This is a genomic window from Parapedobacter pyrenivorans (assembly GCF_014636865.1).
Classification (GTDB): domain Bacteria; phylum Bacteroidota; class Bacteroidia; order Sphingobacteriales; family Sphingobacteriaceae; genus Parapedobacter; species Parapedobacter pyrenivorans.
Genome location: NZ_BMER01000005.1, coordinates 224,897 through 246,482 on the forward strand (window position 1 = coordinate 224,897; position 21,586 = coordinate 246,482).

The 21,586-nt window shown below is 54.4% G+C and carries 12 protein-coding genes; 4 read left to right on the top strand and 8 right to left on the bottom strand.

Annotation, left to right across the window (positions count from 1 at the left end):
• Positions 1 to 29: 29 nt before the first annotated feature.
• The 5 genes from IEV98_RS20020 to murQ form a co-directional block, all read right to left on the bottom strand.
• The gene (locus IEV98_RS20020) at positions 30 to 2,072 is read right to left on the bottom strand and encodes a family 20 glycosylhydrolase (RefSeq protein ID WP_188507811.1); all 2,043 of its coding nucleotides are present in this window, start codon (positions 2,070 to 2,072) and stop codon (positions 30 to 32) included.
• Positions 2,073 to 2,077: 5 nt separating this feature from the next.
• The gene (locus tag IEV98_RS20025; RefSeq protein ID WP_188507812.1) at positions 2,078 to 3,856 is read right to left on the bottom strand and encodes a RagB/SusD family nutrient uptake outer membrane protein; all 1,779 of its coding nucleotides are present in this window, start codon (positions 3,854 to 3,856) and stop codon (positions 2,078 to 2,080) included.
• A 13-nt stretch (positions 3,857 to 3,869) separates the two neighbouring features.
• Entirely contained in the window at positions 3,870 to 7,097 is a 3,228-nt protein-coding gene (locus tag IEV98_RS20030) for a SusC/RagA family TonB-linked outer membrane protein (RefSeq protein WP_229738874.1), read from the bottom strand.
• A 73-nt stretch (positions 7,098 to 7,170) separates the two neighbouring features.
• Positions 7,171 to 8,460, bottom strand: a complete 1,290-nt coding sequence (gluP, locus tag IEV98_RS20035) for a glucose/galactose MFS transporter (RefSeq protein ID WP_188507813.1) — start codon at positions 8,458 to 8,460, stop codon at positions 7,171 to 7,173.
• Positions 8,441 to 9,283: an N-acetylmuramic acid 6-phosphate etherase gene (gene murQ, locus IEV98_RS20040; RefSeq protein WP_188507814.1), complete on the bottom strand. Its 843-nt coding sequence runs from the start codon at positions 9,281 to 9,283 to the stop codon at positions 8,441 to 8,443. Before murQ ends, gluP begins: the two co-directional genes overlap by 20 nt.
• Before the next feature lie 110 nt (positions 9,284 to 9,393).
• On the opposite strand from murQ, the gene IEV98_RS20045 reads away from it, so the two are divergent.
• On the top strand, positions 9,394 to 10,425 hold the full coding sequence (locus IEV98_RS20045; RefSeq protein ID WP_229738875.1) for a GntR family transcriptional regulator: 1,032 nt from the start codon (positions 9,394 to 9,396) through the stop codon (positions 10,423 to 10,425).
• Between the two features lie 110 nt (positions 10,426 to 10,535).
• On the opposite strand, the gene IEV98_RS20050 is transcribed toward IEV98_RS20045, so the two are convergent.
• The 3 genes from IEV98_RS20050 to IEV98_RS20060 all read right to left on the bottom strand — a co-directional run bounded on the left by IEV98_RS20050 (position 10,536) and on the right by IEV98_RS20060 (position 17,045).
• Positions 10,536 to 15,101: an efflux RND transporter permease subunit gene (locus IEV98_RS20050; RefSeq protein ID WP_188507815.1), complete on the bottom strand. Its 4,566-nt coding sequence runs from the start codon at positions 15,099 to 15,101 to the stop codon at positions 10,536 to 10,538.
• A gap of 42 nt (positions 15,102 to 15,143) precedes the next feature.
• Complete coding sequence (locus IEV98_RS20055; RefSeq protein WP_188507816.1) at positions 15,144 to 16,334, bottom strand: efflux RND transporter periplasmic adaptor subunit; 1,191 nt, start codon at positions 16,332 to 16,334, stop codon at positions 15,144 to 15,146.
• 99 nt (positions 16,335 to 16,433) lie between these two features.
• On the bottom strand, positions 16,434 to 17,045 hold the full coding sequence (locus IEV98_RS20060) for a TetR/AcrR family transcriptional regulator (RefSeq protein ID WP_188507817.1): 612 nt from the start codon (positions 17,043 to 17,045) through the stop codon (positions 16,434 to 16,436).
• Positions 17,046 to 17,308: 263 nt separating this feature from the next.
• On the opposite strand from IEV98_RS20060, the gene IEV98_RS20065 reads away from it, so the two are divergent.
• From IEV98_RS20065 to IEV98_RS20075, 3 genes are all read left to right on the top strand, one after another.
• Positions 17,309 to 18,883, top strand: a complete 1,575-nt coding sequence (locus IEV98_RS20065) for an exosporium glycoprotein BclB-related protein (protein WP_188507818.1) — start codon at positions 17,309 to 17,311, stop codon at positions 18,881 to 18,883.
• Positions 18,884 to 18,894: 11 nt separating this feature from the next.
• The gene (locus IEV98_RS20070) at positions 18,895 to 20,979 is read left to right on the top strand and encodes a T9SS type B sorting domain-containing protein (protein WP_188507819.1); all 2,085 of its coding nucleotides are present in this window, start codon (positions 18,895 to 18,897) and stop codon (positions 20,977 to 20,979) included.
• 11 nt (positions 20,980 to 20,990) lie between these two features.
• The coding region (locus tag IEV98_RS20075; RefSeq protein ID WP_188507820.1) for a type IX secretion system membrane protein PorP/SprF at positions 20,991 to 21,586 on the top strand (596 nt) is incomplete at its 3' end.

Below are 21,586 nucleotides of genomic sequence, written 5' to 3' on the forward strand. Positions count from 1 at the left end.
GATTTTTCATAAAAAGGCCGACGAGGAGCCTACTTGATTTTTTTCAACGTGTACATATACCCACTTCCGTCCGGATAGCCGGCTACGTCAAAACACTGGATATGGAGAAATCCACTTTCGTTGAATGTCATTTCGGCTTTGAAGTCGGGCGACGCCATTGTCGGTTTTTCGCCATTCCACGTGTACTTGATGGCGTGTACCGCACGGAGCGGCTTCACACTTACCCGCAGGCTTTCCCTGAAATCCGCAGACCCGTCCCTTGGGCTTTCAGGGTCCACGTGCGCTCCTGAAAGGTGGATCGTGATGGGGCGTTTCTCAAGCACTTCGCTTTTGTAGCTTACCAGCTGACCTGCTTTGTACAAGCCCACGCGCAAGGTAGTGGTGTTCGTTATATGCAGTGGGCGATCCCATTTACGATCATTTGGAAGCGGCACTTCCCCATTGGTGGTATACCGGATATCCATGCCCGGCAGCCTGCTGGATATGGTAAGGGTGAGCGTATCGGTAAAGTAGTTTTCCCGGTTATAAAACCGCTCATGTGCCCTGCCATAGGTGAGCCCCGCTTTGTGTATCTCGGCCGGAAAGAGCAATTGCTCAAGCTTGCTGGTTGTAGAAGTCATACGTTTGCTAAAGGCATCATAGTCACGCGTTCCATGCGGGTCCCATCCGTGCTCACTCAACGGGGGTACGCGGGGTAAAATCGCGGGGATGTTCATTTCTTCGGTCATCTCCCAGGCGCATAGCTGTACCCCCACTACCTTTTGCTGATCTTCCGGTCCAAATTGGATGGGCTCCCATGCCGGGGCGATGTTGAGGAAGTGCTCCCAACGCCAGATGTTCCACCGGTAAATCTGTTCGGTGGTCCATCTAAGACTTGGGGTGATGTAAATGGGTTTCCATGAAGCGTTGAGAATGGTGTATCCGTTTTTAATCAGGTCGTCGGGCCGCTGGTACATCGTTTCCCAGGCAAATACCAGAATGTCTGTCGGGATTTTCACCTTTTCACTCCCATTGCCTTGGAAACTTTCCCACATCAAGGTCTTTTTCCCACGGCTTTTAACATAACGGTGCATTTCCACGATATAGTTGAGGTACAGATCGTGCGGCTCATCAAAGCCGTGTGCCTTCACCGCCTTGGCGGTAGCCGGGCGTTTCTTAAATTCACCCATAAACACCTCGTCCGCACCGATATGGAAATAGGGCGAAGTATAAAACACATCCATCATCTCACCGATAAGGGTCTTGCAGGCTTCCATTGTTTCGGGATTAGCTACATCCAGCATGCGGAGCTCCTCAGCACCGAATAATTCGGGATAGGCCCTCCGCAACGAACCGGTATGTCCCGGAGCATCAAACTCGGGTACGATAACTACGCCCCGCAAACGGGCATACTCCACCAACTCTTTCATCTCGGCCAGGCTGTAGTTTTTGCCTGGAGTGGGCATATCCGGAAATGCGGTGGTGGGGAAAACGAACAACTGGTCGTCATTGAGATGGAGCTGGAGGTATTTGATTTTATACCACCGGCAAATATCGATAACCTGTTTGACCGATGGTACGCTCTGGAACTCCCTCGCCACATCCAATAATACGCCACGGTAGTCCAGGCTCGGCCAATCACGGATGGTACATTGGGGTAACTCCCCTCCACCGTCACTTTCGCGGATAAGCTGGAGCAACGATGTCCATCCGTGCATCAGCGCATCGCCATTTGCCCCGTTGATGGTAATACGCTCGCCGATGGTGAGTACATAGCCATCGCCGGTTAGGCCTTTATCGATCGTAAACGTAATCAAGGCATCGGAATTTACAGGGTGTACCGCCCGCTGGTGTAACTGATACGCATCGTGCTGCAAAACAGGTAAGCGGTCATTGAGTGAATCAGGCAGGGCAACGGTCATCGCCATGCCGGCCAGCTGGAGCACGCCATTTACTTCTGATATCTCCTTTGGCAGGGGCACGATTGTAATCCTTCCGCCTGGATCTTGTGGCTGTGCCACGGCAGGGATAGCCCACAGGTGGAGCGCGCTAACGAGTAGCAGGGAAAAAGAAAAAAGGTTACTTAACATCATGTTCATTAGTTATATCCTGGGTTCTGAATCAGTGTCGCATTTCCCGAAGCATCAATACTCCGGTCGATTTGAATCTGTGGGATGGGAAAATACTCATTTTTATTGGATTGGAAGTGCCCGTCGCTGATATCGGTTGTGATCGCACTTTCGTAGGCGAAGAAGTCATTAAGTGTTTGCTCTGCATCGCCCCAGCGTACCAAATCAAAAAAACGGTGCCCTTCCATGGCCAGCTCGATACGCCGCTCGAAATGGATTGCGGCCTTCGCGCGGGCTTTACCCCAACCGGCAAAGGTGCCCGCCGGGTATTCGCCGATCCGGTAATTAGCTGCCGGTGTATTGGAAAAGCCGTCCAACGGGTTTTTCGCGTCCGCGTACGCATGCAACCAACCCGATGGATTGGCCGCTCTGGCCCGGATGAGATTCACATACGATTGGGCTTTCTCCAATGATCCAGCTTCGGCTTCCGCTTCAGCGGCCATGAGCAGCACATCTGCAAACCGGATGATCATCACGTTATTTGCCGTGCCCGGCGCCCAAGAGCTTTGATCGGCATATTGCTCTTGCGTAGCCTGCCAATAAATGTTTTTCTTCGAATTATACGGCCCGCCGTAAGCCTGGTCGCGGAGCCAGGCCACGCCGGGATGATGGCCCCAATCCAGATAAGGCACGCCCCTCCGGCCAACGGTCCAGTCAAGTCGGGGGTCCAGCGGGCCCGTGTATGGTGTAAAAGGTGCATCTGCGGCAATCCGCATGTCGTTTTTAACGGGGTTCTGGTTGTAATTAGTCAGCTCGGGCAGTCCAGTGGTGGCATCAGTCTTGAAGGAATTGACGAGGTCTTGCGTAGGCTGGTAAAAGCCGCAGCAGCGGAAAGGGCTGTAGAATGGGAAATTCAGCATGTTGCCGTTGTTGGCGTTGGTGATGTCGTTCGTGCCATCATTTACGGCCATCTGCACCGCAAAAACGGATTCACGATGATTTTTCCACTCCGCATAGAAAACTTTGTAAAATTCATCGACCAATCCATACGGCTGGCCGTCAGCCGTATGCCCTTCAGTGATGACTTGGTCAAATATCGCCTTTGCCTCCAGGTATTTGCTTTGGTACAGGTATGTTTTGCCCAGGTATGCCGCGGCAGCCCACTTGTTTACCCGGCCAAGCTGCGTTTGGAGCGCCGGTAGGTTATCGAAGGCGTACCGGAAGTCCTCTTCTATCTTTGGCCAGACGGCTTCTTGATTGGGTTGCCGCAGCTCGGTGGTCTGTTCGTCGATCCAGGGAATGTTACCGAAGATTTTCCGCAGCTCGAAATAATAGTGCGCCCGGAGAAACCGCGCCTCCGCTGAGACTCGCTGCGCAGTTGCCCCGTCAATCTGCCCCTCGGGCACCTGCTCAAGTACCTTTAGCACGTCGTTTGTGCGTGTAATTCCTTCGTAGCCGGCGGTCCACTTCGCATTGAGGATGCCATTGCTTGCGTCAATCGAAAAATTGGCCACACCGTTGATGCTCGATTGGTCACCGCCAACGGCCCCCTTATGTGCGTCCGCGCCGGCTACATCGCCGAATATCCAGTTCATGGGCGTGGTCACCCACGGATCGAAACCGATGGCGCTTCCGTCAAGCGCTCCGTAAGCGCCTAATAATAGGCCGTTTACACCCGCTTCCGTCGCCAACACGTCTTCCGATAATGAGCCAACAGCCGGCTGCTCCAAAAATGCCTCCTTGCAAGCATTCAGCGATAATGCCGCAGCAAATAATAAGGTAGCTAGTTTTATTGTTGAATTCTTCATGTCTTTTCGTGGTTTAATACGTAAACGTTAGACCAAGCAGGTACTGCCGCTGGGCGGGATAGATGCCTTCGTCGATTCCAAATGAGGTATTGCCCCCGGGAATTTCCGGATCGGTACCCGAATACCCGGTGATTGTAAACAGGTTGGTACCTGCTACGTATAACCGGAGGTTTCGGATGCCCAATCGGCTGCACGCACGGTCTGGCAGGGTATAGCCCAGCTGTGCATTTTTGGCGCGGAGGTAAGATCCGTTTTCAACATAATAGGAGTTGGGTACCTGGCTGGTGCTAAACGTAGCATTTACCTCCTGTATGGGGGCGGTGGCCTGATGACGTGTAGGTGTCCAGGAATCATGGAGCGCCGTACGGCTCTTCGCGCCGCCAAAAGTCGGGTAGAAATCATGCCACCACTTCAACTGGTTCCATACGTCATTTCCAGACACGCCGAATAAGAACATGCTGAAGTCGAACTGACGGTATTCCACGGCAAGATTAAGACCATAACTGAAGTCGGGGCTTGGGTTGCCCAGGAATGTCCGGTCGCTGGCATTGACCAGTCCATCGTTATTTCGGTCGGCATAGCGGAATCGGCCAAGGCCCATCCCCGCTTGGTAGGTGCCACCGGGAGCTCCGGCATTGGCCGCCGTAATTTCCTCTTGGGTATTCCAGAATCCGTCGATTTGGTAACCATAGAATTGCCCGATAGACGTACCCACCCCGTTGCGCACGATGTACGCCCCGCTGAACCGCCGCGAATCCTGCTCGAAATACTGCGCATCATCCGACACTTTGACGATCTCATTGCGGTATGTGGTGAAGGTGAGTTGGCCATTGAACTTTACCTGATCTCCGATGGGAAGGGAAGTGTTTACCGCAAGGTCGATACCTTGGTTTGTCATCTGGGCAATGTTTACGAAGGGTGATGTTGCCGTGCCTGCCGTACCCGGTAGCTGCGGATTGTACAAGAGGTCTACCACGTCCTTGCGGTAGTAGTCTGCTGTCACATCCAGTTTACCACCAAAGAATACGGCGTCGAAGCCGATATTGGCGTTAATATTCCGTTCCCACTTAGCGTCAGGGTTGCCTACCCTGCCGCGCTGAAAACCCATTTCGATGCCATTACCGGAGCCGTTGATGTCGTAAAACGAGGCATATCGGTTGCCGGTAAAGGTCGTAAAGGCGTTGTCGGGCGCTACATTCATCTGATTGCCCATCACACCGTAGCTGCCGCGCAGTTTAAAGTCGCTCATCCACGCAATATCCCAAAATGGTTCTTCTGAAATACGCCAGGCCGCGCTGGCAGCCGGAAACCAGCCGTATTGGTAGTTGAGGAAACGCGAAGAACCATCGCGCCGTATCGTGGCGCCGACGAGGTACCGCTGCATCAGGTTATAATCCACTCGGGCGAACGTCGAGAAAAGCGCGTCAGCCCAGCGGCTGCTTGCATTGGTCTGCGTGCCCGATCCGGTTGATAGCGTGGTAAAATCGGGGTCGAATGAGAAGTATCCCTGGGTGGATCCCGACAGGTTCCGCCCTTCATTTTTGTATGACTCGACACCGGCCACGGCAGTAAGCTGATGGATATCCGCAATGGTGGCTTCATAACGTAAGGTATTGGTCCAGGTCCAGTTGTAGCCGTACGAGCTCTGCTCGGAATAACTGTTTACCGTATTTTCGTTGGCAGAGTTTTCATATTCCGGATAGCCAAACTGGTGGCTATAGCCGGCGTACAGCTCCCCACCGAATTGGGTGCGGAAGGTAAAGTTGGATAATATATCCGCTTCGAGGTGCATGCTGCCGAGGAGGCGATTGCCTTTATTGCGATTGTTTTTTGTGCGTTCCTGTATGGCCACGGGATTGAGGGCGTTGCCCAGATCCGAGCCAAAAGACCCAGCGTAATTGCCCATGATATCCCGTACGGGTATGATGGGTTGCTGCCTGAAGGCCATCATGATCGCATTGCCGCCGCCGCCCATCTGATTGGAGATCGACACCGCCATGTTTTCGCCCACCCGTACCCTGTCGCCGATCTTGAACTGGCTATTTGCACGGAGCGTTTGCCGCTTTACGTAAGTGTTAATCAATGTGCCCTGCTGATCGAAATGATTCAGCGAAAAGAGAAACGTACTCCGGTCACCGCCGCCGCTTACGGATACGTTGTGGCTCGTGATCGGTGCTGGGCGGAAGATTTCCTCATACCAGTTGGTGCCCGCCTGATTGGCTTTAACGATGCGGTAAAAGCCATTCAACGATTCGGGATCGGTATAGCGTGGATCGACATTATACAGCGAGTGGTCTACCTCGCCCTCCATCCTGCCAGCCGGCGATATATAGTCCGGCAGACGGGGCGTGGCGCCGTTGCCATATTGCGGGTCCGCTGACCGCTTGGATGGATCAGCCATCCATTTCAGTTCGGCCATTTCCGTGGGGGATAGCAGATCCCAAACGTTACCCTTTTTCGGGCGTTCGGAGCCATAGTAGCCATCGTAAGAAACGGATATCCGGCTGCCACCGCTTTTGGTCGTCACGATTATCACCCCATTGGCCGCTCTCGATCCATAGATAGACGCCGCCCCCGCATCCTTGAGTACCTGCATGGACGCGACATCATTGGGGTTGAGGCTCGCGATACTTTGCAGCGGCACACCATCCACTACATACAGCGGAGCGTTATTACCGAAAGTGTTGAATCCGCGGATGCGGACCTGCGGCTCTTCGCCGGGCCTCCCGCTGCCGATTACGGTGACGCCGGCCGCACGGCCCTGCAATTGATTGGTAATGGATGAAGCCGGTTGTTTCTGCATCGCCGCTACGTCGACCACTGCGACTGAGCCCATCAGGTCCTTTTTTTGTTTGGTGCCGTAGCCGACCACAACGACCTGTTCCAGACCCAACGCGTCAAACTCAAGTGAAACTTGTAGTTCGGCGGTGCTGCCAACAGGATATTCGGCCACTTTGTATCCAATGGATGAGAACAGCAGCACCGCATCCGGGCGATCCAGCTGGATGGCAAATTTTCCCTGTGCATCGGTAGCAGCGCCGTTGTTGGTGCCCTTTTGGGTTACCGAAACACCCGTCAATGGCTCCCCGGAGAGTGAGTCGGTGACCGTGCCGCGGACGGTGATCTGTTCTTGCGCATACAATCCGCAGGGGTGCAGCAGCCCCGACAGCAGCAAGAGCACAGCCGTCATGCCACGGAGAAAGCTGCTTTGATTGATGGTGAAGTTTGGTTTAATTTTCATAATTTTGTTTTGGCATTAAAATTTAATCCACTTTCTCTAGGGAGCACAAGTCCAATTGTGCTCCCCTTTTTGTTTACTCCTGGTTCGTGTAAGCCTCCTTTCGTAAAAGCCGGGTTTCGATATGACCGGCATACCAAAACCACATGTTGTACAAATAACAAGGGGCAATAATGAGGTATGCCCAGCGATTGTCCAATATGGTAGCAGCCCAGCCGTAAAGCAAGGGCATGATCGCCCCACCCGCTATGCCCATAATCAGCAATGCCGAGGCGTGATGCAGTTGTTTCCCGCCTAGGCCGCGGAGCGTCTGTGGCCAGATGGCCGGCCAAAGCAAGGCATTGGCAAATCCCAATGAAGCCACGGCAAATACGGAGAATTTACCCGGCGCGATGATCACGGCGCCTAGGAGCAACATTCCGAGCAAGTTGGATAGGAGAAAGGCGCGCGATTGGCCGACCAACCGGGGGGTGATCACGATGCCTACCAGGTAGCCAACCATCATTGATGTCAGTGTAGCGGATGTCAGCTTTGCGGATAAGGAAATGCTCAATCCATGGTAAAGCCCGTAATTGCCGATTGTATCACCCGCCACAACTTCGGCGCCCACCGAGCAGAAAATAGCCATAAATCCCAGCGCCGCTCGCCTGCTGTAGGCACTTTCGCTCAATGGCTGGTATTCGCTGGCCTGCTGGTTAGCTATAAGCTGGATGGGAGGTAAGCCCGCTTTGCTCACCAACAGCGCCAGCATGGTCAGAAAAGCCGCTAGAATGGCGTACGGCACAATTACCCGGTTTGCAAGTGCCTGCAACTGCCCCTCACTCATGTCTTTGGATAGGGTGTTTTCCAATCCGGATGCAGCCTGGGTCAGCAATATCGCCCCGAAAATCAGCGGGGCGAGCATGCCTGCAAACTTGTTGCATGCCCCCATGATACTCATCCGCTGGGCCGCCCGGTGATGCGGACCCAGTACGGTTACGTACGGATTTACGGCGATCTGCAAGATGGTAAGCCCCGTGCCCAAAAGGAAAAGGCCGACGAGGAACCAAGCGTATGTACGCTCCATTGCTGCTGGCAGGAATACCAGGCAGCCTGCTGCCATCAATAGCAACCCAGCTTGTATACCTTTTACCGTGCCGACTTTCTGCAGAAAACCAACCGCAGGCAACGAGGCGACGGTATACGCAATGTAGAAGGCGAAGGTAACCAGGTAAGTCTGCCACTCGGCCAACTGGCAGGCAATCCGGAGATAAGGAATCAATGCGCCATTGATCCAGGTGACAAACCCGAATAAGAAAAAGAACAAGGCAATCAGTGCCAGTTGTCTTGCGGGAGATATGACCCGATCAGGTGCCATGGTCTTCATTTGTGGTTGTACGGAGGAGTTCCTGAAGCGCCAATTTTACACTGCCATTCCGTAGCAAAAGCGTTTTTGCTTCTTCATAGTCTTGTATCCTGCCCTGTTTCATGACCATGCGGATACCGCGGTCTACCAGTTTATTGTTGCTGATCTGCATGTTTACCATCTGGTTGTCTTCAACCAACCCCAAGCCGATCATCACTGCGGTAGATATCATGTTCAAAACCAGTTTTTGGGCCGTGCCGCTTTTCATACGGGTGCTGCCGGTCACAAATTCCGGCCCCACCACCACCTCAATCGGATAGTCGGCATGAGAAGCCACTGGCGAATCTAGATTGCAGACTATGCAACCCGTTAGGATATTTCGTTCCTGTGCCTTCCGGAGCGCACCAATTACATAGGGCGTGGTGCCGCTGGCCGCAATGCCAAGGACTACATCCTGGGCAGTAATACCATGCACTTCCAGATCCCTCCAACCGGCGTCTTCGCTATCTTCGACTTCTTCAAGACCATTGCGCAGCGCTTCATCGCCCCCAGCCATAATACCGATAACCAACGTAGCGGGCACACCATAGGTTGGCGGGCATTCGCTGGCATCGAGCACACCCAGGCGTCCGCTGGTGCCCGCACCGATGTAAAATAGCCTTCCCCCATCCATCAGCCTTTTTTTAATCTGGTCCACCAGTAAGGCAATCTGCGGAATCACACGCGCAACGGCAGGAGGGACATTGGTATCCTCATTGTTGATGTTTCTCAGCACGTCGACTGTCTCCATCTGTTCCAGATGGCGGTAGTTGGAAGGCTGCTCGGTGATTTTATTGAATTTCATATCTTTCTTATAAACAGCAATAATTATTATGTACCAGTATATACCAGTACAATAATCAGAAATTAAATTTGTTTGCGCAAACAATTTTTTATTTATTTACTTTGCATCGTTTGCAAGAAGAACTATTCAACGTGAAAGATCAGCAGATTATCAAGGTCGACCCGGCACTTTCGGTACCTATCTATCGCCAAATTGTCGATTCGGTCAATCAAGCCATCCAAAAGAAGCTCCTCAAATTGGGCGATGGTATCCCATCGGTAAATTCGGTTGCTTCGGAGTTTTCAATCGCCCGGGGCTCTATATTCAAGGCTTATGACGAATTGCGATCCGCGGGCGTTATCGATTCGATTCCCGGCAAGGGTTTTTTTGTGTTGAACACGGGCAAATCGCAAAAAGCGAATATTTTCCTCTTGATGAGTACCTTCAACCCCTATCGGGAGGTATTCTTCAATTCATTCATCAGCAAGCTGAAGGACCAAGGGAAGGTAGACCTCTACTTTCACCACCATAATGTTGCAGTGATGGAAACCTTGATACAGAACCATACCTCGCACTACAATACGTTTGTAGTGATGCCGGAAGTGCACAAACGGACCAAAGAGATATTGAAGCGCTTTGATGGGCGGAGGTTATATATTTTAGATAGCGGCCACAAAGAGTTTTCAAAACGCTACCCCGGCGTAACGCAGCCCTATGAAATGGATATTTTCCGTTTCCTGGCCGATAACGTGGATCGGCTGGGGAAATACCGTAGGACAGTATTGCTTTTTTCGGGCAACATGCGAAACTATGGCGTCATTAAAGGGTTTGAGTCGTACTTCAAACAAGACAACCGCCCATCCCTAGTTGTCCATGAGACCAGTTCTTACTGTCCGGAAAAGGGAGACTTATGTATCGTTATGGATGACAATGACCTCGTACCAATGATTGTGTATGCACGCACAAAAAATTGGAAACTGGGGGATGGTTTTGGTATTATTTCGTATTACGAAACACCCTTGAAGAGCGTGATCTCGGAAGGGATATCTACCATCAGCCCCGACTTCGAGCAAATGGGCAAGGCCCTGGCCGACTTGATCATGGAAAACCGAACCGATCATATCGAGAATTCGTTCCTTTTCATCGATCGCAACTCATTTTGATGGACGTGGTATGCAACGACGTACGGTGCATCCCTGCCCGACGGGAATTGGCGTTGCGGGTTAACGAAAAGCCACGGATACCATTTCTCCGCTATAAACGGGTACTGTCTTCAATCCGCCCCACCGCCGAGGCTCCGGTACAGCAACACGTAGGCTTCGATCTGCTGGCGTTTCAGATCGGCCAGCTCCAGTTCGCTTTGCAGGGCGTTTTGCTGGGCCGTGATGACCTCCAGATAGGAGGCCATGCCATTGACAAAAAGCAACTGCGCATTGGGGATAGCCTTTTCGAGCCGGTTTTTCTGCGATTGGGTGATTTCGATCTGAGCCTTCAGTTTTTCCAGCTGTATGAGGGCGTCCGATACTTCGCCTACGGCGTTCAATACCGTTTGCCTGAAACGGATCACGGCGTTCTCCCGCTGTATCTTGGCCGCTTCAAACTGCGTTTTCAGTCTGCGGCTGTTGAATATCGGCTGCATCACATTTCCAGCCAGATTGCCAAACAACGAGGCGGGCATGACAAACCAGTTGCTGGCCTGAAACGCATTCAGTCCGCCGGCCGCCGTGATGCGCAAGGCTGGATAACGGTTGGCTTGTGCAATCCCCACCTGTGCATCGGCAATCTCGAGCGCATATTCGCTTGCTTTCACATCCGGGCGACGGCTCACCATAGCAGCCGGTACGCCGATGGCAAACCGTTGGGGTACGGCAAAGCTGTGCAACTGCGTGCTGGCCGCGATCTCATGCGGTTCACTGGCCATCAGGATGCTCAGGGCGTTTTCCTGCATGAGCAGCGCTTGCTGGAGTTTGGGTATCCATGCTTTCGTTTTCTCGAGTTGCACTTCGGCCTGCTGCACCGCGAGGATAGACGCTTGTCCGGCCGTGTATTGGAGGCGGATGGCGCGCAATGTGCTATCATTGAGCGCAATGTTGCGCTGGGTAATGTCAAGCTGTTCGTGCAACATCAGCAACGTGTAGTAAGCGGATGCCGATGCCGCAATCAAACGGGTCTGTAGTGACTTCACTGCTTCCGTACTTTGCAGATACGCCGCTAGCGAAGCCTGCTTTTGCTGCCGTATCTTGCCCCATACATCCACCTCCCAGCTCACCCCCACGGCTGCCGTATAATCCTCGATGTGATTGGTGCCGATAAAATCAGCCAGGTTCAAACCATTCAGGCTGTTTTCCGATGGTCGCGAGGTATTGGCCGATACGTCGGCCTGCACCGCGGGTAGCCAAGCCGCGCGCGCCTGTTTGAGATACGCCTCATTCAGCGTGATCGCATTCAGGGCTACCTGCATATCAAAGTTGCGTGCCAAAACGCTGTCGATGATGCCCTGCAGGGCGGTGTCGGTAAAAAACTGCTTCCATTCCAGTTGAGCGATGCTGTTGGAGTCAGCCGCTGGCAAATCAGCGGAAGGAGCGGCTACCGTCCGGAACGTATCCGGCACCACTCCGGCGGGGCGGATGGCTTCCTTGCCGGCGCTGCAGGAATAGGCGAAGGCAGATGCCGCCAGTAGGAGTACAGCCGGCTGCAAGGCTGGCAGACTTTTCCGTTTGGCACTCACCCGTTCTTGCAGGTATTGGAAAATCACGAAAAGCACGGGGATAACGAATATGCCGAGCACCACCCCAGTGAGCATTCCCCCTACGGCTCCGGCGCCGATGGAATGGTTGCCCAACGCCGATCCGCCGGTTGCACGCAGCAAGGGAATCATACCTACGATAAAGGCAAAAGAGGTCATCAGTATCGGGCGGAGCCGCAGTCGCGAGGCTTCCAGTGCCGATTCGAGGAGCCCCATGCCTGCCCTTCGCCGTTGCAGGGCGTATTCCACGATGAGGATGGCATTTTTCGCCAGCAGGCCAATCAGCATGATCATGGCCACCTGCACATAGATGTTGTTTTCGATGCCCATCAGGTTGATGAACAGCATTACGCCGAATATTCCCAGTGGTATGGTAATGACCACCGCCAGCGGCAGGATGTAGCTTTCATACTGTGCCGCCAGCAGGAAGAAGACAAACACCAGGCTCATGATGAAGATGACAGTGAGCTGCGAGCCTGCGCTTTTCTCTTCACGGGTCATGCCGGTCCATTCGTAGGCGAAGCTGCGCGGCAGCACCTCGCGGGCCGTCTCTTCAATGGCCACGATGGCATCCCCCGTGCTGTATCCCACGTTGGGTTTGCCATTGATGGTCACCGCGTTATAGAGGTTGTTGCGGGTTACCGTTTCGGGGCCATATACGCGGTTCAGCGTCACCATCGTATTGGCCGCCACCATGCCGCCATCGGCATTTTTCACATAGATCTCGTTGAGGGATGAAGCGTTGGCCCGGTGGGGGATATCGGCCTGTGCAATGACCCGGTAAAATTTGCCGAACCGGTTGAAGTCGGATACGAACGTACTTCCGAAATAAATCTGCACCGTTTGCAGCAAGTCACTCACGTTCACGCCCAGCTGCTTCGCTTTCTCATCATCAATCACCAACTCATATTGGGGGTTGTTGGCCGCAAACGTCGTAAAAGCAAAGGCGATTTCCTCCCGTTGGGATAGGGCAGCGATAAATTCCTTTGCCGTGGCGTCAAGCTTTTGCAGCGACCCGTTACCACGGTCCTGCAGCATGAATTCGAAGCCATCCACGTTACCGAAACCAGATACCGTGGGGAAGGTGAAGAATACCGCCTGTGCGCCCTTTACCTCGGCTGCCACTTTCTGGGTGAGGCTTGCCGCGATGGCTTCATAATCTTTGATCGGGCCGCGTTGGTCTTTCGGCTTAGTGCGGATGAATCCCGCACCGTAAGGGGCTGCGTTGGCATTTGAGATGAAGTTGAGGCCGTCCACCTGGTAGTGGTTCAGGGTAAACGGCTCGTTGGCCACGATCTCTTCAATCTGTTTCATTGCTCGCTCCGTCCGGGCTAGGGAGCTGCCCGGTGGCGTATTCACCGCGTACAGTACAAAGCCCTGGTCTTCCGTGGGAATAAATCCCGTTGGGGTGCGTTGGATCATCAGCACCGTCACGACGGTCACCAGTGCCAGACCCGATACCACTACCCATTTGCGGCGCATCAGCAGCTGCAAGGATTTTACATACTTATCGGTAATGGCCGTAAACGCCACGTTGAACGCCGCGAAGAAGCGTTTCAAGAATCCATTGCGCTTGCCGGTCTCCGTGCCCTCCGCGTGCGTGTGTTTTAGGAACAGGGCGCACAGTGCCGGACTAAGCGTGAGCGCGTTCAGCGCCGAGATCAGGATGGCTACCGCCAACGTAAAGGCAAATTGCGTATAAAATACGCCGGCGGGCCCCTGCATGAAGGTGACTGGCACGAAGACCGCCACCATCACCAGGGTGATGGAAACGATGGCTCCGGATATTTCTTTCATCGATTCCTGGGTGGCATCCCGGGGCGAGAGACCCGTCCGTTCCATTTTCGAATGGACGGCCTCCACCACCACAATCGCATCATCCACCACAATCCCGATGGCCAGCACCAGCGCAAACAGCGTAAGCAGGTTGATGCTGAATCCGAAAAGCTGCATGAAGAAAAACGTACCGATGATGGCTACCGGCACTGCGATGGCTGGTATGAGCGTGGAGCGGAAGTCCTGCAGGAAAATGAACACCACGAGAAAAACCAGGATGAAGGCCTCGATAAGCGTATGGTTTACTTGGCTGATGGATTCGTCGAGGAAATCTTTTGCGTTAAACATCACCACCGGCTCGATGCCTTTGGGCAGCGTCTCTGAAAGGATGTCGATTTGCCGTTTCGCTTCGATGAGGATTTCGTTGGCATTGGAACCCGCGGTCTGCAGCAGCGCAATACCCGAGGTGGCGCCCCCATTCAGGCGGCTGTTGGCCGCATAGGAGAACGAACCGAACGACACCCGGGCCACATCTTTCAGGCGGATGAGCTGTCCATCGTTCGTTGCCGTAATGATCATGTTTTCGTAATCCTGGTTTTGGCTAAGCTTACCCTTGTATTTCAGCACATACTCAAACATCTCGGGGCTGCTTTGCCCCAGTCTTCCGGGTGCCGCTTCCACGTTTTGGTCGGCAATGGCGCGCATCACATCCTGGGGCGACAGGTTGTAGGCCATGAGGCGGTCTGGCTGCAGCCAAATGCGCATGGCGTATTCGCGGCCACCAAAAGGCTGCACCTCCGCCACGCCCGGTATCCGCTGCATTTGCGGAATCACGTTGATCTTGAGGTAATTTTGGATAAACGCTTCGTCATACAGGCTGTCCTTGCTGGTGAGCGCCACGAACATCAAAAAGCTGTTTTGCTGTTTTTGTGTGGATATGCCTGCTTGGATCACCTCCTGCGGAATTTTGTTGCTCGCTTTGGATACCCGGTTTTGCACGTTTACCGCCGCGATATCGGGATCGGTTCCCTGCTTGAAAAATACCGTAAGTGTCATGCTCCCATCATTGCTGGAGTTGGACGTCATGTAGGTCATGTTTTCCACGCCGTTTACCGCTTCCTCGATGGGCGTAGCCACCGAGCGGGCTACTGTTTCGGCATTGGCCCCGGGGTATGCTGCCGTTACCACCACGGTGGGCGGGGCGATGTCCGGGAATTGGGAGATGGGCAGTGTAAGCGCCGAGATGGCGCCCAATATAATCAATAGGATGGATATGACGGTCGATAGCACCGGCCGTTCGATAAATTTTTGTAACATCGAATCGTGTTGTTTTAACTAAGAAAAATTAACGCTGTCAGCCTATAGCGCCGCTCGGGCTATCAAGCTGTCGGGAGCCATAGGCTCCGGTATGATGCGCGCGCCGTCTTGCAGACGGTCCAATCCGGCATACACAATGCGGTCGCCCGGCTTCACGCCGTTTTCCACGAGGTAATAGGTGCCGCTCCTACCCGCTATGGGTATGGGCTTGCTTTCCACGCGGTTGCTATCTGCCAGGGCAAACACAAACACCTTATCCTGCAGCTCGAAGGTGGCTTCCTGCGGTACGAGAATGACCGATTCCGATACATTCGGAATGCGGATTTTGCCGGTATTGCCCGAGCGGAGCAGGCCATCCTCGTTGGGAAATACTGCCCGGAAGGTAATGGTACCCGTGCGATCGTCAAACTGCCCCGATACGACCTCTACTTTTCCTTTTTTAGCATAAGTGCTTCCATCGGATAACAGCAGCTCTACTGGCGGCAGGTTGCTGATCTTGTCTGCGATCGTACTGCCCTCCACGCGGGTTTTAAACCCGATGAAATCATTTTCACTCAGCGAGAAATAGGCAAAAACGTTGCGGATTTCCGAAAGCACGGTTAGCGGTTGAGGTGTGGTTGTACCCACCAGGCTACCCATTTTAAACGGGATCCGGCCAATATAACCCGCTACCGGGGCCGATATTACCGTGTAGCCCAGATTGATCTGCGCACTTTCTACCAAGGCCTTTGCTTGCAGCACATTGGCTTCGGCCACGCGCTCAGCTGCCAGCGCGGCATTCAGCTGCACGTCAGACAGTACGTGGTTTTTCACCAGTGGGGTCAGTTTGCTCACATCGATGCGTGCGTTGGTCAAGTTGGCCTCTGCCGCTGCCAGGGTTGCCTTGGCATTATTGAGCTGCTCGGTATATATCCGGGCGTTGATGCGGAAGAGGGGCTGCCCCTGTTGCACATAGGCACCTTCGTCTACATAAATGTGTTCGAGCTGTCCCTCCACTTGCGGACGTATTTCAATGTCTTTGCTGCCTTCGAGCGCTGCCGGGTATTCGTTATAGGTGGTGGCAGGCTGTGGGTGCAACGTTAGTACGGGCAAGCGCTGCGGCGCATCCGCAGGCTGTTCGCTTCCTGTAGACGTACTGCACGCCTGGGCGAAGGCCAATGCTAGCAGTCCGAGTAAGAGTAGCGGGTGCCGGACCGGGTTATATTTCGCGTGGGTTGGAAAGGTATTGTTCATGATCTATTTTGTGTTATTGATGATGTAAATAGTTGTTATTCTTTTATTTCCTACCGCCATTATATTTCCTAACACCGTTAGGAACAAGGCCAAAAAAAATCAAGACTTCAGATTCTTGATAAATCCGGTGATGGCATCGTCGAGCACCAGTTTGTTGAGCTGCTCGGTATCGTCTGCCGGTGCCACCATCTTGATGGAGATTAACCCATGCAGGATGGACCAGAAGGTATGGTATTTGAGGCACGCGTTGTTTTCGGCATCACCGTGATTTGCTTTTTCGATGATTTCGATCATCGGCGCCATTACCAAATCCCTGAATACCGAACGCTCGGGCATGCATTTGTCCATTTCACAGCTGGGCGCACCCATTCCCCACATCAATTGGTAATATTCCTTATTGTTGAAAGCAAAAGCCCAGTACGCATCGGCTATCGCCTTAAGTTGCTCCGCCGGATCCGCGGAGCTGGCCTTTGCCGCCTTCAATTCCGCGATAACCCCTTCAAACCCCTGTTTGCCAAATTCGAGTAGGATGGCTTCCTTGTTTTCAAAGTAATCATAGATCACGGGCACACTGTATTGGATCGCATCGGCAATCTTGCGGATGGACAGCGACTGCCAACCTTCCTCTGTGACGATCTGCCATGCCGTGGTGAGGATGTTAGTCCGCATGGCCTCCTTCTCCCGTATTCTCCGTTCAGCAATGATACTCATCCAATTTCCTTTAACCTAACAGTGTTAGCAAAAGTAACGTAGTTTGGAGATTCGTGCAAGAAATTTTTCAAAACCTGAAGATTAGATGACATAGCGCGATGTGACATATAAGAATCGAGTGCAAACGAGGTCGGCGGTGATACCACGAAAGCAATAGGAAGGAAATTTTACGATTTTTTTAGTGATTTATCACAATTGACCTATATTCGTGCCATAATCAGCCAGAGGGCTTAGACATTTACCAACTTACTAATTTATTTACTATGAACAAACAGTTACAGTTATTGCTGCTGATAGGCCTGTGTGCAGTCAGCACTCCATTGGTTTTACAAGCCCAAGTGGGTGTCGGTGTGGAAGTGCCGCACGAATCCGCCCAGTTGGAAGTACTTTCCGGCAGTAAGGGAATATTGATTCCCCGCATGCCGAAAGCCAATCGGCCGGCCGATCCGGCGGATGGGCTGTTGATCTATCAAACCGATGATCAACCGGGATTTTATTATTTTACGGGCAGCGCGTGGCAACGGCTCGGAGCGGGCGAGAACCCCTTTGCCAATACGGTGGAATTTGATGCCGGCGAAGTGGCCGGCTATCAAGCCGGGCAAGTGGTCACGCATGATGGTTCGACGTATATCGCAACCACCGATGCACCTGCAGGGACACCTGGAAGTAGCGCGTCATACATGCTGATTGCCGCGCAGGGTTTACCCGGTGTTCCGGGCGCGGCCGGTGTGGCTGGACCTGTAGGCCCGCAGGGGCCACAGGGAGTGGCTGGTCCAGCCGGACCCCAAGGATTACAGGGCGATCCTGGCCCGCAGGGACTGCAAGGCGACCCCGGTCTCCAAGGTCCAGTTGGGCCCATCGGACCCCAAGGACTACAGGGCGATCCTGGTCCGCAGGGGCTGCAAGGCGACCCCGGTCTCCAAGGTCCAGTTGGGCCTATCGGTCCGCAGGGAGTTCAGGGCGATCCTGGCCCGCAGGGGCTGCAAGGCGACCCCGGTCTCCAAGGTCCAGTTGGGCCTATCGGTCCGCAAGGCGTTCAAGGCGACCCTGGCATTCAAGGGCTGCAAGGCGACCCGGGTCCCGCAGGTCCACAAGGCCCCGCCGGCCCTGTAGGCCCACAGGGGGGCTTACACAACTTGGTGGCTTTTGACGCAGGGGCGGCTTCGACTTATGCAATCGGACAGCCTGTTTCTTACAATGGGTCGACCTATTCGGTGAATGTGGCTTCACCCACAGGAACCCCGGGCACCAGCCCGGATTATACGTTGGTGGCCGCCAAGGGTGATACCGGGCCTGTAGGGCCTGCGGGCACTTCAGGAGGCGGAGCCATCATTCCGTTTGCCTCGGGCGTACCCGTCACGATGACGACCATATTGGGGGGGCTTAGCGGCACGTCCGCGGCGTTGGGTTTCGGAAATTCCGCATCGGGGATACCGAATATCGGCGGTTTTATCGATTTGACCGGCGCGAGTGGCACGAATCTAAACATGGCCTTTTCCGTACCAAGGGATGGAACCATCACCTCGCTATCAGGTTTCTTTAGCACAACATTGGCACAATCGCTTGTAGGTAGTACTGTAACGGTGACGGCACAACTGTACCAAAGCACTACACCAGATAACATGTTTTATCCGGTTCCGGGTGCTGTGGTCACATTAGCGCCCGCCCTTACCGGAATTTTAGCCATGGGGACTATCAGTAGTGGCGAAGTTACGGGGCTCAGCATCCCTGTTACCAGGGGCACGAGATTGTTGCTGGTGTACTCCGCCACGGCTACTGGCATTTCGCTGGTGAATACCTTACAAGGTTATGCCAGTGCGGGCCTAGCGATTGACTAACGGAGGATGCGATGATGAATAATCGACTCCACACATTGCACCGACGGCTGCGGGCACTTGCTGCCGTCGCGTTGCTCGCCTGGCTGGCCCCGCCGGAGGCGCTAGCGCAGGTCAGCGCAGGGAACGAAGGCTTATCCATACGGCCCACGGACTGGTTCTCTTCCGAAGGCTTGGCCTTCCAGCCGGCTGCGGGGCATCCCGTGCCGGTCGTGCAGAACCGCCTGTCGCGAAGCGCCACAGCGGTAGCCATCGGGCCGGGTTCCTCCTTGCCACAGGTCTACCGCTTTGCTGAGCCCGTAAGCTTTTCGGGCACCATCCGCATTCGGTATCACCAGGCAGACGCAACCGGCCATGAAGAAACGAACTTATGGGTGTTTGTACAACCGGCAACCAATGCGCCCTTTCGGCCAATTGCCAGCGTACGCGACAGCGATGAGCGGTTTGTGCAAGCGACACTAGGTAGCCAGTCCTTGCTCGCACTCACCCTGGCAGACCCGACAATGGTGGGTTATGTGTTAACACCGCAAACCCCGGATGTATCGGCAATCACCCAGCAGGGCTTTACGTTGGAATGGCCACCGGTTGCCGGCGCCGTGGACTATCGCATCGAGGTAGCCACCACGCCCGATTTCACGACATGGGCACCGGGAATGGATCCCCTTGTCGTAGGTGAGCAGACGTCGGTAACCCTCAATGGGCTGGAAGCGGGTACGCCATATTATTTCCGGCTGGTGGCCGTGGATGCGGCGGGTGGTACGCAGGTATCCCCCGCAGGAACGGCACAGACCGAATATTGGAAGCTGGAGCGAATCGATCCGTTTGAGTCCATTACCGTCGACTATGGCACGCCGTTGGCCAACCTGTCCTTACCAGAGACCGCAACGGTTTTCCTGGAAAATGGCGATGAACAACAGTGGGCGGTCAACTGGGATGGTAGTGCACCGGCGTATAACGCCACAGTACCGGCAACGTATTCCTTTTCAGGCAGCGTCGTGCCAACGGATGGCACATCTAATCCGGATCATATCAAGGCTACCATCGCCGTAACGGTTGAAAAAGGATCATTGACCGGCGTAACGTTGACCCCCGTGGAGGTGACTTATGACGGCCGACCCCATGCGTTGACAGTGCAAAACTTGCCAACCGCAGCAACGGTCCAGTATACGATTCAGCGTGAAGGTGATGAACCTAAGGCAGGCAATGCCGCTACCGATGCCGGTACGTATACGGTGGCCGCACGTGTCCAGCTGGAGGGCTTTGACGAGCTGCCGCTTAGCGCGCAATTAGTAATCACTCCTGCAGTCCGTACGCTGGATTTCCCGGTCATGGGCGAGAAGGTTTATGGCGACGATGAGTTCAATGCGGGAGCCACTTCCAGCAGCGGGGAAGCCGTGGTGTATACGAGCGACAATGCATCGGTTGCGGAAGTGACGGACAGCGGGTTGATCCGCGTCACGGGTGCTGGCACAGCTACCATCACGGCTGCCGTGGCGGCAGATGCGAATTACGCGGACCGGCCGACAATCAGCCGCGTGCTGACGGTTCAGAAAGCCGGGCAGGTAATCCGGTTCAATGCCCCCGCGGAAGTGAACCGGGATGCGGGCAGCCTGCAATTGGACGTAAGTGCTAATAGCGGTCTGCCGGTGACGTTGAGCCTGGATGATGAGCAGGTGGCGACATTGAGTGGCGCGACGTTCAATATCCTGCGGCTGGGTACGGTGACGATTACGGCCACACAGGCGGGCGATGCCAACTACGAGGCCGCCGAACCGGTAACGGTGACCGTACGGGTGGTGGATCCATCGTCGGATTTCCCGGTGCGCGTACATCCGGCGGTATCACGTAACGCAGATGGTATCAACGAATTCCTGATGATCGAGGGCATACGGGATTATCCGGAGAACCGGGTGAGCATATTCAACCGCAACGGCACGGTGGTGTGGGAGGCCAGCGGCTACGACAACGACCGCGTGGCATTCCGCGGCGTCGGCACCGGCCAAATGCTCCTGCCTGCCGGTACGTATTTCTACATCGTGGAGATCAAAGACGGCGGCACCTGGAAGTATCGTAAAGGATATTTTGTGTTAAGGTATTAGAACGTAGAAAAATGAAAAGAAATCTATTAATGGCAGCCGTACTGTGTATATCGGCTGCCACATACGCCCAGCAGCCGCTCACGCACACGCAGCACGGGCAGCTGCGCACGGTGATCAACCCTGCGGCGAGCCTGATGAGCCGGAAAGGTGAGGTGTCGGTGATCGGCCGGCGGCAGTGGGTGGGGATGGACGGTGCACCGACGGTATTCTGGGGCAGCGGCCACGTGGGCTTCGAAAGCTTCGGTGCGACGGCTGGGCTGAACATCCGCCACGAGAGCCTGGCGGTGGAGAAACTGACCGAAGCCTCGGCATTCTTTGCCAAGAGCGTGCGGATATCGGAGACGGAATACGTGGGGCTTTCGCTGAATGCGGGGGTGAGCTATCTGGACGGGCGCTTCTCGCAGCTGGACCCGATGGATCCGGCCTTCCGGGAGGATGTGAAGGAGACGGACGCCTTGGTGGGCTTCGGGGTGCTGCTGTACCGTCCGGAGCGTTACTATGTTGGGCTGTCGCTTCCGCGGCTGATGCTGGGGAGCCTGGGTGTGGCCAGCGACAGCCGGTACAACTTCCGCAACCTGTACCACCTGACGGCTGGTGCGCTGTTCGA

Excerpts from the sequence above, each read along its gene's own strand:
- IEV98_RS20065 (WP_188507818.1), top strand. The coding sequence starts at position 17,309 with ATGAACAAACAGTTACAGTTATTGCTGCTGATAGGCCTGTGTGCAGTC.
- IEV98_RS20025 (WP_188507812.1), bottom strand. The coding sequence starts at position 3,856 with ATGAAGAATTCAACAATAAAACTAGCTACCTTATTATTTGCTGCGGCA.
- murQ (WP_188507814.1), bottom strand. The coding sequence starts at position 9,283 with ATGAAATTCAATAAAATCACCGAGCAGCCTTCCAACTACCGCCATCTG.
- IEV98_RS20055 (WP_188507816.1), bottom strand. The coding sequence starts at position 16,334 with ATGAACAATACCTTTCCAACCCACGCGAAATATAACCCGGTCCGGCAC.
- IEV98_RS20020 (WP_188507811.1), bottom strand. The coding sequence starts at position 2,072 with ATGATGTTAAGTAACCTTTTTTCTTTTTCCCTGCTACTCGTTAGCGCG.
- IEV98_RS20030 (WP_229738874.1), bottom strand. The coding sequence starts at position 7,097 with ATGAAAATTAAACCAAACTTCACCATCAATCAAAGCAGCTTTCTCCGT.
- IEV98_RS20050 (WP_188507815.1), bottom strand. The coding sequence starts at position 15,101 with ATGTTACAAAAATTTATCGAACGGCCGGTGCTATCGACCGTCATATCC.
- gluP (WP_188507813.1), bottom strand. The coding sequence starts at position 8,460 with ATGAAGACCATGGCACCTGATCGGGTCATATCTCCCGCAAGACAACTG.
- IEV98_RS20060 (WP_188507817.1), bottom strand. The coding sequence starts at position 17,045 with ATGAGTATCATTGCTGAACGGAGAATACGGGAGAAGGAGGCCATGCGG.
- IEV98_RS20070 (WP_188507819.1), top strand. The coding sequence starts at position 18,895 with ATGATGAATAATCGACTCCACACATTGCACCGACGGCTGCGGGCACTT.